Below are 16,951 nucleotides of genomic sequence, written 5' to 3' on the forward strand. Positions count from 1 at the left end.
AGCGAGCCTGCTCGCGATGGGGCCGTCACATCCGGCATCTCTGCCGACTGACACTGCGCAATCGCGATCAGGCTCGCTCACACAGGGGATCACCGAATACTTTCAGGACGTCGCCATGACCTTCATCACCGAAATCAAAACCTTCGCAGCCCTGGGCAGCGGTGTCATCGGCAGCGGCTGGGTGTCCCGCGCCCTCGCCCATGGCCTCGACGTCGTCGCCTGGGACCCCGCGCCGGGTGCCGAAGCCGCCCTGCGCAAACGCGTCGCCAATGCCTGGGGCGCACTGGAGAAACAAGGCCTGGCACCGGGCGCTTCCCAGGATCGCTTGCGCTTTGTCGCGACGATTGAAGAATGCGTGCGCGATGCCGACTTCATTCAGGAAAGCGCCCCCGAGCGTCTCGAGCTGAAACTGGAACTTCACAGCAAAATCAGCGCGGCGGCCAAGCCCAATACCTTGATCGGCTCCAGCACATCGGGCCTGTTGCCGAGCGAGTTCTACGAAAGTGCGACACACCCTGAACGCTGCGTGGTCGGGCACCCGTTCAATCCGGTTTACCTGCTGCCGCTGGTGGAAGTGGTCGGCGGCAAAAACACCGCGCCTGAAGCGATTCAAGCGGCAATGAAAGTGTATGAATCCTTGGGCATGCGTCCGCTGCATGTGCGTAAGGAAGTCCCCGGATTTATCGCCGACCGCTTGCTCGAAGCGCTCTGGCGGGAGGCGCTGCATCTGGTAAACGACGGTGTGGCGACCACCGGTGAAATCGATGACGCGATTCGTTTTGGCGCGGGCTTGCGCTGGTCGTTCATGGGCACGTTCCTGACCTACACCCTGGCGGGTGGCGATGCCGGGATGCGCCACTTCATGGCACAGTTCGGGCCGGCCTTGCAGTTGCCGTGGACCTACCTGCCCGCGCCGGAGCTGACCGACAAATTGATTGATGATGTGGTGGATGGCACCACTGATCAGCTGGGGACCCACAGTATTTCGGCGCTGGAGCGCTATCGTGATGATTGCTTGCTGGCGGTGCTTGAGGCGGTGAAGACCACCAAAGAGAAGCATGGGATGACCTTCAGCGAGTAACCCGCCGCACTGATCGTTCCTACGCTCCGCGCGGGAATGCCTCAATGGACGCTCTGCGTCCGCTCTTGGGACGCAGAGCGTCCCGGGCTGCATCCCCACGCGGAGCGTGGGGACGATCATCCCGATCATGCCTGGAGAGAAACATGCCCACCCTCACCACCTACCAAACCCGCATCATCCCCGACTGGGTCGACTATAACGGCCACTTGCGCGACGCGTTCTACCTGCTGATTTTCAGCTACGCTACCGACGCGCTGATGGATCGCCTCGGCATGGACAGCAATAACCGCGAAGCCAGCGGCCACTCGCTGTTTACCTTGGAACTGCACCTCAATTACCTGCACGAAGTGAAGCTCGACGCCGACGTCGAAGTGCATACGCAGATCATTGGCCACGACAGCAAACGCTTGCACCTCTATCACAGCCTCCATCTTGTGGGAGATGACAAGGAACTGGCCGGCAATGAGCAGATGCTGCTTCACGTCGAGCTCGCCGGGCCACGATCCGCACCGTTCAGCGAACTGTCACTGAGCAAGCTGCAAGCCATCGTTGCCGAGCAAGCCGACCTGCCTGCCCCTGAGTACATTGGCCGAGTGATCGCTTTACCCCAAAAAAAATAACAAGGAGATCGCCATTGAACACCGCCGCTGCTTTTGCCGACTTCCGTACTTATCCGTTGATCAGCGCGCTCGTAGGCGTGCAATCCTTGGCGGACCGAATTCTGGTGAAGTGGGCCGATCATCGCGTCAGCCCCTTTCATCACCAATGGTTGCGGGACAATTGCCCGTGCCCGAAATGCGTCTATACCGTGACCCGCGAGCAAGTGCTGGAAATCGTCGATGTCGCGCAAAACCTGATACCGAGCGGGGCTAGCGTCGATATTGAAGGTTGTCTCAGCGTCGAGTGGGAAGATGGCCATCTCAGCCGCTACGACCCGGGCTGGTTGCGCGCCCATGCCTATGACGATGAATCCCGCGCCGAACGCCAGGCCGGCAAACCCAAAGCACGGCTTTGGCGCAGCGATTTGCAGTTGCCGGTGTTCGATTACCAGGCGTTGATGAACGACAACAACGCCCTGCTGCAATGGCTGCTGGCGGTGCGCGATGTCGGTCTGACCCAGGTTCGCGGTGTACCGACTGAGCCGGGCTCGCTGAAACTGATTGCCCAGCGAATTTCCTTCATCCGCGAGAGCAATTTCGGTGTGCTGTTCAACGTGCAATCCAAGGCCGATGCCGACAGCAATGCCTACACCGCTTTCAACCTGCCGTTGCACAGCGATCTGCCCACCCGGGAGCTGCAACCGGGGTTGCAATTTCTGCATTGCCTGGTCAATGACGCCGACGGTGGCGAGAGTATTTTTGTCGACGGTTTTGCCATTGCCGACGCCCTGCGTGAAGAGGATCCAGAGGCGTTTAACAGTCTTTGCGAAATCCCTGTGGAATTCCGCAACAAGGACCGTCACAGCGACTACCGCTGCCTGGCGCCGATCATTGCGCTGGATGCGTTGGGACAGGTATCGGAAATCCGCATGGCGAATTTTCTGCGCGGGCCGTTTGATGCCTCCGTGGAGCAGATGCCCAAGTTGTATCACGCCTACCGGCGTTTCATTGCGATGACCCGAGAAGCGCGGTACCGGGTGATGACGCGGCTCAATCCCGGCGAACTGTGGTGCTTTGATAATCGCCGCACGCTGCATGCCCGCAATGCGTTCGACCCCGCCAGCGGCGCCCGGCATTTCCAAGGCTGCTACGTTGACCGTGATGAGTTGTTGTCGCGGATCCTTGTGCTGCAACGCTAGACCGCGTCATCGTTCATCGCGAGCAGGCTCGCTCCCACAATTGACCGAGTTCTTTCAGAGGAGTGCGGTTGAGTGTGGGAGTGAGCCTGCTCGCGATGGCGTCCGTCCAGACAACATATTCCCAACTGATTTACAGGCAAAAAAAACCCCGATCAAGCCGTGACAAGATCGGGGCTGAGGAGGGTACTGTCGAGGAGCCGTTGCGCGAGGGTGACCAAACCTTCGTGTTGCCAGCTGAGTCCAGTGTGCCCACTCCCTTGACTCGCGAGTTAGCCGAAAACGACATGCTCATAGGTATTGCGGCCATTGCGACAAATCGCCCTTGCCGCCACCGCATCCCCCTACGAGAATCGAGCCAAGACACCGTTCCCTGAAGAAGGATTGCGTCATGATGTACGCCGATTTGATCGACCAGGAAGACCTGTTGGGCCAGCTCAAGGCGTTGGGATTTGCAGTGCCCCCGGGGGCCACCGCCGAGCAAGCTTGCGAATGCGCGGTACGGGGCCTGAATAACGAAAGGGCAATTGAGCTGCGGACCATGGTCAAGCAGATGTACACCAGCAGCGCGACCATCCTGCCGGCGGTGCGTCAGGCCATCGATAGGCAATTGCTGCCGGCATTGGCGGAGTATCAGCAGAGTCGCAGTGCCTGATAGATCCAATCGCGAGCAGGCTCGCTCCCACAGTTGACCGCATTCCTTTGAGAGAACTCGGTCAATGTGGGAGTGAGCCTGCTCGCGATGAAGCCCGCTCGGTTTAAAGCCGTACGCTAGCGAAAGTCGACTCGTTCCGCGCCTGACTCAACGCCGACAACGGCCCGGACAGAGGTGACAGCACCAGTGCTTGCGGCAGCGGCATCATCGCCACCTGTTGCGTGGTGTTGGAACCTACACGTTCGTCACGCGGTGGAATGCCGAAGTATTCGCGGTAGCACTTGGAGAAGTGCGGCGTGGAAACAAAGCCGCACACCGACGCCACTTCGATGATCGACATCGGCGTTTGCTTGAGCAACTGCCGGGCGCGGATCAGGCGCAGTTTCAGGTAGTAACGCGAAGGCGAGCAGTGCAGGTATTTCTGGAACAACCGCTCAAGCTGTCGACGCGAAACAGCGACGTACACCGCCAATTCATCAAGGTCAATCGGCTCTTCGAGGTTGGCCTCCATCAGCGCCACGATTTCCTGCAACTTCGGCTGGTTGGTCCCGAGCATGTGCTTGAGCGGCACGCGCTGGTGATCCTGCTCGTTGCGGATACGTTCGTAGACAAACATTTCCGAGATCGCGGCGGACAGTTCACGGCCGTGATCGCGGCTGATCAGGTGCAGCATCATGTCCAGTGGCGCGGTGCCGCCGGAACTGGTGAAACGGTTACGGTCCAGGGTGAACAAACGCGTGCTCATGACCACCCGCGGGAAGGCTTCCTGCATCGAGGCCAGGCATTCCCAATGCACGCTGCAATCAAAACCGTCCAGAAGGCCGGCACAGGCCAGGGCCCAACTGCCGGTACAGACCGCGCCCAGACGACGGGACTGACGTGCCTGGCTTTGCAGCCATGACACGTGCTCACGGGTAACAGTGCGTTGGATACCGATACCGCCGCAGACGATGATGGTGTCCAGGGCCGGCGCTTTATGCATGGAGCAGTCGGGGGTGATCTGCAGGCCGTCACTGGCCCAGACCTGGCCGCCATCGACTGTCATAGTGGTCCAGCGATACAGCTCGCGTCCGGACAATTGGTTGGCCATGCGCAGGGGTTCTACTGCGGAGGCCAGAGAAATCAGCGTGAAATTGTCCAGCAGCAAAAAGCCAATGGATTGAGGCGCACGGTTCTGGGGTTGGGCCCCGGAGTTGAACGTCGTCATCGCGGTATCTCCTCACACAAAGCGGGTGATGGCCTCAGGCGGAGGCTCTTTTTATTGCCATCGTTCTCGGGTGGGAGACGGGCTTTGTAATGACAGAGCAATTGCCATGCCTAAAATTGAATGCGCGTTCAATAACTCCTGAAAACGACGTCGGAATGTGTCTGCATATGACGTGCGTGGAGCAGAGGATAAAAGTGCCATCAGGCGAGGCAAGCGCCCCGCCCCGTTGGCGGTGAGCAAATCGGTAGCACTTGTGGGAACAGGGCTGCGAGCTGCCGGGAACGAGTGTCACCGCAGGCACGGGTGACGGGTGGTCAGGGTTGTTTTGGATCCCTGATCTCGGGAAAGGCGCTTATCTGTAAGCGACGCGCCAAAAGGTGGCGCAATTGGGATCAGGTGTTCACTTAGCGCGCAGTTTTGACTGGTCTGGCGCCTTCGCGGGCAAGCCCGCTCCCACATTTGATCTCTGCGGTACACAACACCATGCCCACTGGAGATCTAATGTGGGAGCGGGCTTGCTCGCGAAGCAGACAACTCGGAATTACTGACTCAGCACTCCACCGCGCTAACCGCCAACCCACCCCGGGATGTCTCTTTATATTTGTCATGCATATCGGCGCCGGTATCGCGCATGGTGCGGATCACGCGGTCCAGCGAGATAAAGTGCTGACCATCCCCCCGCAGCGCCATCTGTGCCGCGTTGATCGCTTTCACCGCCGCAATCGCGTTGCGTTCGATGCACGGCACTTGGACCAGCCCGCCCACCGGGTCGCAGGTCAGACCGAGGTTGTGTTCCAGACCGATTTCGGCGGCGTTGCACAGCTGTTCCGGCGTGGCGCCGAGAATCTCTGCCAACCCCGCCGCTGCCATGGCGCAGGCCGAACCGACCTCACCCTGGCAACCGACTTCGGCACCGGAAATCGAAGCGTTCTTTTTGCACAGAATCCCCACGGCTGCGGCGCTGAGGAAATAGTCGACCACGTTGGCGTCCGTCACCGCTTCGCTGAACTTCATAAAGTAGTGCAACACCGCCGGAATGATCCCCGCCGCGCCGTTGGTCGGTGCTGTCACCATGCGCCCGCCGGCGGCGTTCTCTTCGTTGACCGCCAGCGCGAACAGGTTGACCCATTCCATGGCGCTCAAGGTCGAGCCGATCACATTCGGTTTGCCCAGCTCCTGCAAGCTGCGGTGCAATTTCGCTGCGCGACGACGCACATTCAAGCCGCCGGGCAAGATGCCTTCGTGCTTGAGACCCTGGTCGACGCAATCTTGCATGGCGCGCCAAAGCTTCATCAGGCCGGCGCGGATTTCTTCTTCACTGCGCCAGACCTTTTCGTTGGCCATCATCAATTCAGCCACGCGCAGGTTGTGCGTCTGGCACAGGCTCAACAGTTCGACGGCGCTGGAAAAATCGTACGGCAACTCGGTGCGATCCAGATCGACCACGCCACTGGACGCCTGGGCTTCATCCACGACAAAACCGCCGCCGACGGAATAGTAGGTGTCGCGATGCAACTCGCCATGATCACCCTCGACGATCAGGGTCATGGCATTGGGGTGGAACGGCAGGTTTTCGTCGATCAGGCGCATGTCGCGGGCCCAGACGAAGGGCACCGACAAGCGACCGTCGAGGAGCAATGTGTCGGTTTCGCGCAGGGTGGCGATGCAGATCCCGATTTGCGACGGGTCGATCGCGTCCGGCCACTCCCCCATCAAGCCCATGATCACCGCGTTGTCGCTGCCGTGACCGATGCCGGTGGCCGACAGCGAACCGTAGAGCTGGACTTCAACGCGGCGCACTTGATCCAGCAAATGCCTTTCGCGCAGCGACTCAACAAACAGCGCGGCGGCCCGCATAGGCCCCACGGTGTGCGAACTGGAAGGACCGATGCCGATTTTGAACAGGTCGAAAACACTGATAGCCATTACTGCCGAACTCCTGGATGTGCCGACTCCAGACGCAAAAAGCGCCCAGTGGCGGAGCTGCTACGCTCAAGCTGCAATCCGCCGAGATGGCCGCATCATCAGGCTTTTGTCATGTCGTTCGACGTCTCACACCGACGCACTCATGCCCACTAACGCCGTAGGGCGGCGACGCAATGTTTTCGCCGTTTTTTAGCGGATCAGCGGGAAAAAAAGGGCTGAAAAAAGCTGTAAACGACGTCACCGACACTGGATGCGACCCTCCCTGTACTGGTTACGACGCACCCTGTAGGCGTCAGATTTTCACTGGTACATGATCGTATCGACTCGATTGCAAGGCGCCGTGGTAGAGCTGTCTCCAAAACGCCACCCAACCGCAACCTATAAGTGCGGTGGTCCAGTCGGAACACTGCCAAAAAAAACACCAAGGAGTCCATCCATGAAAGGTTCCCCGTCGTTGTTGTTGGCCGCAATGCTGAGTCTGCCGTTACTGGCTCAAGCTGCAGAACCCGCTCAGTGCAGTACCGTAAACTTCTCCGATGTTGGCTGGACCGACATTACCGCGACGACCGCCACCACCAGCGTCGTGCTCAACGCCCTCGGCTACAAGACCAAAACCACGATGATTTCCGTGCCGGTGACCTACAAGTCCCTCGCCGACGGCAAGAACATGGACATCTTCCTGGGGAACTGGATGCCGACCATGGAAAACGACATCAAGGCCTACCGCGATGCCGGCACGGTCGACGTCGTGCGCACCAACCTGACAGGCGCCAAGTACACCCTCGCCGTGCCGCAAGCGCTGTACGACAAAGGACTGCATGACTTCGCCGACATCCCTAAATTCAAGAAAGAACTCGACGGCAAAATCTACGGTATCGAGCCCGGAAACGACGGCAATCGCCTGATCCAGAGTATGATCGACAAGAACGCCTTCGGCCTTAAAGACGCTGGTTTCAAAGTGGTCGAGTCCAGCGAAGCCGGCATGTTGTCGCAGGTCGATCGCGCGCAGAAGCGCGACACCGCCGTGGTCTTCCTCGGCTGGGCCCCCCACCCGATGAACAAGCGCTTCAAGATTCAATACCTGACCGGTGGTGACGACTTCTTCGGCCCCGACTTCGGCGCCGCCACCGTGGCAACCAACACCCGCAAGGGTTACACCCAGGAATGCAGCAACGTCGGCCAACTGCTGAAGAACCTGGAATTTACCGTCGACATGGAAAGCGCTCTGATGGGCAACATCCTGGACGACAAGATGAAGCCTGACGCGGCCGCCAAGGCCTGGCTGAAAAACAATCCACAGGTCCTCGATACCTGGCTCGCTGGCGTGACCACCATTGACGGTAAACCTGGCCTGGAGGCCGTGAAAGCCAAGCTCGCTCAGTAATCGCTTATGCCGGGCGGTTTCGGCCGTCCGGGCTGTTTATTTCCTTGCATGCGGACGTTCACTACCATGCTGATTGATCAGAAAATCCCTTTAGGCCAGTACATCGCAGGCTTCGTTGAATGGTTGACGCAACACGGCGCCAACACCTTCGACGCAATCGCGATAACCCTGGAAACGATGATCCACGGCGTGACTTTTGCGCTGACCTGGTTCAACCCGCTGGCATTGATCGGCCTTATCGCGCTACTGGCACACTTCATACAACGAAAGTGGGGACTAACGGCTTTCGTCGTCGCCTCCTTCCTGCTGATCCTCAACCTGGGGTACTGGCAGGAAACCATGGAAACCCTCGCCCAAGTGCTGTTCGCCACCCTGGTCTGCGTGGTCATCGGCGTGCCGTTGGGCATCGTCGCCGCGCACAAACCGATGTTCTACACAATGATGCGTCCGGTGCTCGATCTGATGCAGACCGTGCCGACCTTCGTGTACCTCATTCCTACCCTGACCCTCTTCGGTCTGGGTGTGGTCCCGGGCCTGATCTCGACGGTGGTGTTCGCGATTGCCGCGCCTATCCGCCTGACTTACCTGGGCATTCGCGATGTTCCACAGGAACTGATGGACGCCGGCAAAGCCTTCGGCTGCTCGCGCCGTCAACTGCTCTCACGGATTGAACTGCCCCACGCCATGCCAAGCATCGCGGCCGGCATCACCCAGTGCATCATGCTGTCGCTGTCGATGGTAGTGATCGCGGCACTGGTGGGCGCCGACGGCCTGGGCAAACCCGTGGTCAACGCACTGAACACTGCTGATATCGCCCTGGGCTTCGAAGCGGGCCTGGCGATCGTATTGCTGGCGATCATGCTCGACCGTATCTGCAAACAACCCGACGCTAAAGTAGGGGGTGACGCATGAGCATTATTCGCTTCGAAGACGTCGACGTAATCTTCTCCAGAGACCCGCGTGAGGCGCTCAAGCTTCTCGACCAAGGCATGACCCGCGACCAGATCCTGAAAAAGACCGGGCAAATTGTCGGCGTTGAAAAAGCCAGCCTGGACATCGAAAAAGGTGAAATCTGCGTACTGATGGGCCTGTCCGGCTCAGGAAAATCCAGCCTGCTGCGCTGCATCAACGGCCTCAACACCGTCAGCCGTGGCAAGTTGTTCGTCGAGCACGAAGGCAAGCAGATCGACATCGCCTCGTGCACCCCGGCGGAACTGAAAATGATGCGCACCAAGCGCATTGCGATGGTGTTCCAGAAGTTCGCCCTGATGCCTTGGCTGACGGTGCGCGAGAACATCAGTTTCGGCCTGGAAATGCAGGGTCGCCCGGAAAAAGAACGGCGCAAGCTGGTGGACGACAAGCTGGAGCTGGTGGGCCTGACCCAGTGGCGCAACAAGAAACCCGACGAGCTCTCCGGCGGTATGCAGCAACGCGTGGGTCTGGCTCGCGCCTTGGCGATGGACGCCGACATTCTGCTGATGGACGAACCGTTCTCGGCACTCGACCCGCTGATCCGCCAGGGCCTGCAAGACGAATTGCTGGAACTGCAAAACAAACTCAGCAAGACCATCGTGTTCGTGAGCCACGACCTCGATGAAGCCCTGAAGCTCGGCAGCCGTATTGCGATCATGAAAGACGGCCGGATCATTCAATACAGCAAGCCGGAAGAGATCGTGTTGAACCCGGCGGACGACTACGTGCGGACCTTCGTTGCGCACACCAATCCGCTGAACGTGTTGTGCGGCCGCAGCCTGATGCGCACGTTGGATAACTGCAAGCGCATCAACGGTTCAGTCTGCCTCGATCCGGGCGGCGATTCGTGGCTGGACCTGGCCGAAGGCAACACTATCAAAGGCGCCCGCCAGAACGGCTTGAGCCTGGACCTGCAGAACTGGATTCCAGGGCAAGCGGTTGAAGGCCTGGGACGTCGGCCGACACTGGTGGACTCCAACATCGGCATGCGCGATGCGCTGCAGATTCGATATCAGACCGGCAATAAACTGGTGCTGCACGACAACCAGAAAGTGGTCGGGATTCTGGGTGACAGCGAGCTGTATCACGCACTGCTCGGCAAGAACCTGGGGTAAGGCAACAGACACAAAAACGCCGCGAGAGATCGCGGCGTTTTTGTTTATCGGGACAGCGGGCGATGCCGTGTTGAAGTTGGAGGCCTCATCGCCAGCAGGCTGGCTCCCACAAGGGAATGCATTCCAATGTGGGAGCCAGCCTGCTGGCGATGAGGCCGACGCGGTGCTTCAGACTGAAACACCGCGTCGCTTACAACTCAGCTATAGACCCGGCCAAGGAGTTGCCGATGGCTTTCAAACTGATCGAGCACGTCACGAGTGATCTGATCCTGGGTGAAGCCCATCAAGTCGTAATCCTGGCTGCCGTTGTGCAGGTACACCTCGGCGCGGTAGTAGCGCGCACGCGGTTCATCAGCGCTTTCAGCCGACACTGTGTCACTCGCCGCCGCCAGATAGCCATCCAGGCTCACTTCGTAGACAAAAGGGTTACCCTCTTCCATCTCGATCCGCACGCCCATGCAGCGTTTGGACTTGCCCAGCAACGTCTGCACATCCAGCCCCTGAGCACGCAATTGCACCGTCGCAACTTCCAGCGCCGGGCTGACTTGCTTGTCCATGAAACGCTGGACGATCGACTGGTTCGGCTGCAAGTCCAGCTGAGTCAAACGCTCGCTGAAACCACGACGACCGCGCGCAGCCAATTCCGCTTGCTCCTGTTCGATCTGCACATCCTGGCGCATGGCCTTGTGCAAGCCGAACATGAAGAACACCAGTACCACCGAGAACGGCAGACCGGCCAGCACCACCATGGTTTGCATGGCTTCGAAGTTACCGGCGAACAGCAAGCCGATGGTCACGAGGGTGATCACCGCCGACCAGAAGATCCGCAGCCAGTGCGGCGCATCCTCGTCGACGTTGCCGCCCTTGCACGAAAGGTTGGCCATCATCACCGCGCCGGAATCCGCCGGGGTCAGGAACAGTACGAAACCGACAAAAATCGACACGCCGATCACAACCTTCGACGCCGGATAATGTTCAAGCAGTTGGTAAATCGCCATGGATGGCTGTTCAAGCGCCGTCTTCCCAAGCTCCACCGCCCCATGGTTCATCACCAGGTCCAGGGCCGAGTTACCGAAGATCGACAGCCACGCCAGGGTGAAGCCCAACGGGATCAGCAGTACGCCGGCCACCAGTTCACGCACCGTGCGGCCACGGGAAATACGCGCGATGAACATGCCCACGAATGGCGCCCAGGAAATCCACCAGGCCCAGTAGAACAGGGTCCACAGGCCCAACCAGCGGTCGGACTTCTCACTGTCGCCTTCGTACACATAGAGGTCGAAGGTTTTCAGGACCACGCCGTTCAGGTAATCACCTATGTTCTGCACGAAACCGTTGAGCAGGTGCAGGGTCGGGCCGAACAGCAGCACGAAAATCAGCAGACCGCTGAACAGCACGATGTTCAGGTTGGACAGACGGCGGATACCATTTTCCACGCCCGACACGGCGGCGATGGTCGCCACGGTGCTCATCACGATGATCACGATCAGCAGGTTGGTGTTGCTGTGTTCCATGCCGAACAGGTTTTCCAGCCCGGACGACACCTGCAACGAACCAATCCCCAGGTTCGTCACCAGCCCCAACAGGGTCACGAACATGCCAAAACCGTCCACCGCATGACCGGCCGCGCCTTTGACCCAGCGTTCGCCCACCAACGGATACAACGCCGAACGCAACGCCAGCGGCTGGTTGTGCCGGTAAGCAAAGTAGGCAACGGCCAGACCGACCAGTGCGTAAATCGCCCAGCCATGCAGGCCCCAGTGCAGAAACGTCAGCTGCACGGCCTGACGCGCCGCCATGTTGCTGGCGGCCACGCCTTCCGGTGGATTGAAGTAGTGGTCCAGTGGCTCGGAGGCCCCGAAGTACAACAGCGAGATGCCGATACCCGAGGAGAACAACATCCCCGCCCAGGCGCCGTAGCTGAAGTCCGGGGTATCGTCCTTGCTGCCCAGCTTGAGCTTGCCGTAGGAGGAAAACGCCAGGCCCACCACGAACACCAGGTAAGCGGCGATGACTACCATGTAGTACCAGCCGAAGCTGCGGGACAACCAGGCCTGAGCTATACCGAGCAATCTGCCGGCCTCTTGCGGGGCGATGATCAGAATGGCGGTCAACAACAGGATCAGCGCGGTAGAGGTGTAGAACACCCAACCGTTGACCGTCACCTTATCGGGTGGGGTCTTTATTAGAGAGGCAGAACTCATGGCACAGATGCTCCGGCAGTGCGAGAGAAGAACACAAGGCAACGCGATACCCGACCAATCGGTTAGTGGGCAGCCGACCGGCGGGTGATATAAAGACACCCCGAAAAAAGCCCGAAACCCTTGGAACGCCTGCGCGTATAGGTTTCGAGCATTTTTGGATGTCGGTTTATCGCCATTTACGCGTAGGCAAAATCAGTAAGCAGCGACGAATTGTCGCAGATCTTATTCTTTGTTGATTGAACGTTCAATCAAAACAAAATAGACTGGCCCTCAATCCGGTAGCCGCTTGACGTCCACCGGAAGGCCTAAGGAGATGTGCAAGATGCCCAAGGTCGGTATGCAACCCATCCGCCGCCAGCAATTGATCGAAGCCACATTGCAGGCCGTCGATCAGGTCGGCATGGGGGACGCCAGCATTGCGCTGATCGCCCGTTTGGCCGGTGTCTCGAATGGCATCATCAGTCACTACTTTCAGGACAAGAATGGCCTGATCGCCGCCACCATGGGGTACCTGATGACTGTCCTCAGCGAGAACGTCACCGCGCGCCGACTGGCGCTGACAGATGAAAGCCCGCGGGCGCATCTGCAGGTGATCATCGAAGGCAACTTCGACGCCAGCCAGGTCAATGGCCCGGCAATGAAAACCTGGCTGGCCTTCTGGGCCACCAGCATGCACCAGCCGTCTTTGCACAGGTTGCAGCGGATCAACGATCACCGTCTGTATTCCAACCTGTGCTGCCAGTTCCGCCGTGTATTGCCGCTCGATGATGCGCGCAGTGCAGCCCGTGGCCTGGCAGCCCTCATCGACGGATTGTGGTTGCGCGGTGCGTTGTCGGGAGACGCTTTCGACACCGGACAGGCGCAACAGATCGCTTACGAATACATGGATATCCAACTGGCCAAGCGGGTGAGTTAGAGCACACATAAACGCTCAACCCCCGAACCGCCACTGACCAGCGTCGCCAATGCTTCACGGCACGTCCAGTGGTTACCGCCAACCCACTTATGCTCTTGCGAGGACTTTATGGCCCGTTTCGAACTGCAAAAACTCTACATCGATGGCGGCTACACTGACGCCAGCAGCGACGCCACTTTCGAAGCCATCAACCCGGCTAACGGTGAAGTCCTCGCAAAAGTACAACGTGCGACCAAAGAAGACGTTGAGCGCGCAGTAGTCAGTGCCGAAAAGGGCCAGAAAATCTGGGCGGCAATGACCGCCATGGAGCGTTCGCGCATCCTGCGCCGTGCCGTCGACATCCTGCGCGAGCGCAACGATGAACTGGCCGCCCTGGAAACCCTGGACACCGGCAAGTCGTACTCCGAAACCCGTTACGTCGACATCGTCACCGGTGCTGACGTGCTGGAATACTACGCAGGCCTGGTTCCGGCCATAGAAGGCGAGCAGATCCCGCTGCGCACCACCTCCTTCGTCTACACCCGTCGCGAACCACTGGGCGTCGTGGCCGGTATCGGCGCGTGGAACTACCCGATCCAGATCGCCCTGTGGAAATCCGCACCGGCCCTGGCGGCCGGTAACGCGATGATCTTCAAGCCAAGCGAAGTCACTTCCCTGACGACCCTGAAACTGGCCGAGATCTACACCGAAGCCGGCCTGCCGGCGGGTGTGTTCAACGTACTGACCGGCAGCGGCCGTGAAGTCGGCACCTGGCTGACCGAGCACCCACGCATCGAAAAGATCTCCTTCACCGGCGGCACCGACACCGGCAAGAAAGTCATGGCCAGCGCTTCCGCTTCGTCCTTGAAAGACGTGACCATGGAACTGGGCGGCAAATCCCCGCTGATCATCTTCGACGACGCCGACCTCGATCGCGCCGCCGACACCGCAATGATGGCCAACTTCTACAGCTCCGGTCAGGTCTGCACCAACGGCACTCGCGTGTTCGTACCGAGCCACCTGAAAGCCGCCTTCGAAGCCAAGATCGTTGAACGCGTTGCGCGCATCCGCGTTGGCAATCCGGAAGACGAGAACACCAACTTCGGTCCTCTGGTCAGCTTCGCCCACATGGAAAGCGTGCTGGGCTACATCGCCAAAGGTAAAGAAGAAGGCGCTCGCGTGCTGTGCGGCGGCGGTCGTATGACTGACGGCGAATTCGCCAAAGGCGCGTTCGTGGCCCCGACCGTGTTCACCGACTGCACCGACGAGATGACCATCGTTCGCGAAGAAATCTTCGGCCCGGTGATGAGCATCCTGACCTACGAAACCGAAGAAGAAGTGATCCGCCGTGCCAACGACACCGACTTCGGCCTGGCCGCTGGCGTCGTCACCAAGGACCTGAACCGCGCCCACCGCGTGATTCATCAACTGGAAGCCGGTATCTGCTGGATCAACGCCTGGGGCGAGTCCGACGCGAAGATGCCGGTCGGCGGCTACAAGCAGTCAGGTGTTGGCCGTGAGAACGGCATCAGCTCGCTGAACAACTTCACCCGCATCAAATCGGTACAGGTCGAACTGGGCGATTACGCCTCGGTGTTCTAAGGCACACCCGAAAACCCTGTAGCAGCTGCCGAGGCACGAGGCTGCGTTGCGCGTCCGCAGGACCGCCCTCAAAGGGGTCGCTGCGCAACCCAACGCAGCCTCGTGCCTCGGCAGCTGCTACAGGTGACCTGACCAACTTCAAAGAGGGTGCATTCAATGTCCCAAGAATTCGATTACATCATCATCGGTGCCGGCTCGGCCGGTAACACCCTGGCGACCCGTCTGACTGAAGACGAAGGCGTCACTGTCCTGCTGCTCGAAGCGGGCGGCCCCGACTACCGTTTCGACTTCCGCACGCAAATGCCGGCGGCCCTGGCGTTCCCGCTGCAAGGCCGTCGCTACAACTGGGCCTACGAAACCGATCCAGAGCCGCACATGGACGGTCGCCGGATGGAATGCGGTCGCGGCAAGGGCCTGGGTGGTTCCTCGCTGATCAACGGCATGTGCTACATCCGTGGCAACGCGATGGACTACGACAACTGGGCCAAACTGCCAGGCCTGGAAGACTGGGATTACCTGAACTGCCTGCCGTATTTCCGCAAAGCCGAAACCCGCGACATCGGCCCGAACGATTATCACGGTGGCGAAGGTCCGGTCAGCGTGACCACGCCCAAAGCCGGCAACAACCCGCTGTTCCACGCCATGGTCGAAGCGGGCGTGCAGGCCGGTTACCCGCGCACCGAAGATTTGAACGGTTACCAGCAAGAAGGCTTCGGCCCGATGGACCGTACCGTGACGCCGAAGGGCCGTCGCGCCAGTACCGCTCGCGGTTACCTGGACGTCGCCAAGAAGCGTTCGACCCTGACCATCGTCACCCACGCCCTGACCGACAAGATCCTGTTCGAAGGCAAGCGTGCGGTCGGCGTGCGTTACCTGATCGGCGCCGCTGAAGAACGTGTTGAAGTCCGCGCCCGCAAGGAAGTGCTGCTGTGTTCCGGCGCCATCGCGTCGCCGCAGATCCTGCAACGCTCCGGTGTCGGCCCGGCCGAACTGCTGAGCAAACTCGACATCCCGGTGGTCCATGACCTGCCAGGCGTCGGCGAAAACCTGCAGGATCACCTTGAGCTGTACCTGCAATACGCCTGCACCCAGCCAGTTTCGCTGTACCCGTCGCTGCTTTGGTACAACCAGCCAGCCATCGGTGCCGAGTGGTTGTTCAACGGCACCGGCATCGGCGCCAGCAACCAGTTCGAAGCCGGCGGTTTCATCCGCACCCGTCCGGAATTCGATTGGCCGAACATCCAGTACCACTTCCTGCCGGTCGCGATTAACTACAACGGCAGCAACGGTGTGAAAGAGCACGGTTTCCAGGCGCATATGGGGTCGATGCGTTCGCCAAGCCGGGGTCGTATTCAAGCGAAGTCGAAAGACCCGCGCGAATACCCGAGCATCCTGTTCAACTACATGGCCACCGAGCAGGACTGGCAGGAATTCCGCGACGGCATCCGCCTGACCCGTGAAATCATGCAGCAGCCTGCGCTGGACGCTTTCCGTGGCCGCGAAATCAGCCCAGGCATCGACGTGCAAACCGATGAGCAGCTCGACAAGTTCATCCGTGAACACGCCGAAACCGCGTTCCACCCGTCTTGCTCGTGCAAGATGGGCACCGACGAAATGGCCGTGGTTGATGGCGAAGGTCGGGTGCACGGCATGCAAGGTCTGCGAGTGGTCGATGCCTCGATCATGCCGATCATCACCACCGGCAACCTGAACGCGCCGACGATCATGATCGCCGAGAAAATCGCCGACAAGATCCGTGGCCGCCAGCCGCTGCCGCGCAGCAAGGCTGCTTATTTCGTGGCCGGTGATGCACCGGTGCGGGGCAAGCCGATGCGGGATGTGAGCGCTACTGCTCAGTAAGGCATCACACCGAGGCGCAGCCAATCGCGAGCAGGCTCGCTCCCACAGGGGATCTTGGGTGAACACATAATCTGTGATCACCCAAAATTAAATGTGGGAGCGAGCCTGCTCGCGATGGGGCCAGCCAAAACACCACACCTCTCCCGGTAATACTTTCCTACACCGATCCAAGCTTGATCCTACCCCCCGCGCAGGCCTAATCTAGCGCCACGCAAACGTTTCACCCCCCTCGCAGTACCGCAACACCGCCACTCC

At 59.7% G+C, this 16,951-nt stretch carries 13 protein-coding genes; 10 read left to right on the forward strand and 3 right to left on the reverse strand.

Annotated elements, in window-relative coordinates:
* The first annotated feature begins 115 nt into the window (after positions 1-115).
* The 4 genes from J2Y56_RS09290 (at position 116) to J2Y56_RS09305 (ending at position 3,531) form a co-directional block, all read left to right on the forward strand.
* Positions 116-1,081: an L-carnitine dehydrogenase gene (locus J2Y56_RS09290; RefSeq protein WP_007947762.1), complete on the forward strand. Its 966-nt coding sequence runs from the start codon at positions 116-118 to the stop codon at positions 1,079-1,081.
* Positions 1,082-1,224: 143 nt separating this feature from the next.
* Positions 1,225-1,701, forward strand: a complete 477-nt coding sequence (locus tag J2Y56_RS09295) for a thioesterase family protein (RefSeq protein WP_150780564.1) — start codon at positions 1,225-1,227, stop codon at positions 1,699-1,701.
* A 14-nt stretch (positions 1,702-1,715) separates the two neighbouring features.
* Positions 1,716-2,879, forward strand: a complete 1,164-nt coding sequence (locus J2Y56_RS09300; RefSeq protein WP_007947765.1) for a gamma-butyrobetaine dioxygenase — start codon at positions 1,716-1,718, stop codon at positions 2,877-2,879.
* A gap of 388 nt (positions 2,880-3,267) precedes the next feature.
* On the forward strand, positions 3,268-3,531 hold the full coding sequence (locus J2Y56_RS09305) for a hypothetical protein (RefSeq protein WP_007947768.1): 264 nt from the start codon (positions 3,268-3,270) through the stop codon (positions 3,529-3,531).
* A gap of 103 nt (positions 3,532-3,634) precedes the next feature.
* On the opposite strand, the gene J2Y56_RS09310 is transcribed toward J2Y56_RS09305, so the two are convergent.
* Positions 3,635-4,738 carry a GlxA family transcriptional regulator gene (locus J2Y56_RS09310; RefSeq protein WP_007947769.1) on the reverse strand — a complete coding sequence of 368 codons (1,104 nt, stop codon included), beginning with the start codon at positions 4,736-4,738 and terminating at the stop codon, positions 3,635-3,637.
* Between the two features lie 549 nt (positions 4,739-5,287).
* Positions 5,288-6,664: an L-serine ammonia-lyase gene (locus J2Y56_RS09315; protein ID WP_310349839.1), complete on the reverse strand. Its 1,377-nt coding sequence runs from the start codon at positions 6,662-6,664 to the stop codon at positions 5,288-5,290.
* A 436-nt stretch (positions 6,665-7,100) separates the two neighbouring features.
* On the opposite strand from J2Y56_RS09315, the gene J2Y56_RS09320 reads away from it, so the two are divergent.
* From J2Y56_RS09320 to choV, 3 genes are all read left to right on the forward strand, one after another.
* Entirely contained in the window at positions 7,101-8,048 is a 948-nt protein-coding gene (locus J2Y56_RS09320; protein ID WP_007947771.1) for a choline ABC transporter substrate-binding protein, read from the forward strand.
* A gap of 66 nt (positions 8,049-8,114) precedes the next feature.
* Complete coding sequence (choW, locus tag J2Y56_RS09325) at positions 8,115-8,960, forward strand: choline ABC transporter permease subunit (RefSeq protein WP_007947772.1); 846 nt, start codon at positions 8,115-8,117, stop codon at positions 8,958-8,960.
* On the forward strand, positions 8,957-10,135 hold the full coding sequence (gene choV, locus J2Y56_RS09330; RefSeq protein ID WP_007947773.1) for a choline ABC transporter ATP-binding protein: 1,179 nt from the start codon (positions 8,957-8,959) through the stop codon (positions 10,133-10,135). Before choW ends, choV begins: the two co-directional genes overlap by 4 nt.
* A gap of 197 nt (positions 10,136-10,332) precedes the next feature.
* On the opposite strand, the gene J2Y56_RS09335 is transcribed toward choV, so the two are convergent.
* Entirely contained in the window at positions 10,333-12,282 is a 1,950-nt protein-coding gene (locus J2Y56_RS09335; RefSeq protein ID WP_310349864.1) for a BCCT family transporter, read from the reverse strand.
* 379 nt (positions 12,283-12,661) lie between these two features.
* Here J2Y56_RS09335 and betI point away from each other — a divergent pair, with 379 nt between their 5' ends.
* The 3 genes from betI to betA all read left to right on the forward strand — a co-directional run bounded on the left by betI (position 12,662) and on the right by betA (position 16,696).
* Positions 12,662-13,255: a transcriptional regulator BetI gene (betI, locus tag J2Y56_RS09340; protein ID WP_007947778.1), complete on the forward strand. Its 594-nt coding sequence runs from the start codon at positions 12,662-12,664 to the stop codon at positions 13,253-13,255.
* Positions 13,256-13,363: 108 nt separating this feature from the next.
* On the forward strand, positions 13,364-14,836 hold the full coding sequence (gene betB, locus J2Y56_RS09345) for a betaine-aldehyde dehydrogenase (RefSeq protein WP_007947779.1): 1,473 nt from the start codon (positions 13,364-13,366) through the stop codon (positions 14,834-14,836).
* 156 nt (positions 14,837-14,992) lie between these two features.
* The gene (betA, locus tag J2Y56_RS09350) at positions 14,993-16,696 is read left to right on the forward strand and encodes a choline dehydrogenase (protein WP_007947780.1); all 1,704 of its coding nucleotides are present in this window, start codon (positions 14,993-14,995) and stop codon (positions 16,694-16,696) included.
* The last annotated feature ends 255 nt before the right edge of the window (positions 16,697-16,951 follow it).

Origin of the sequence: Pseudomonas sp. BE134 (assembly GCF_031456105.1) — a bacterium.
GTDB lineage: Bacteria > Pseudomonadota > Gammaproteobacteria > Pseudomonadales > Pseudomonadaceae > Aquipseudomonas.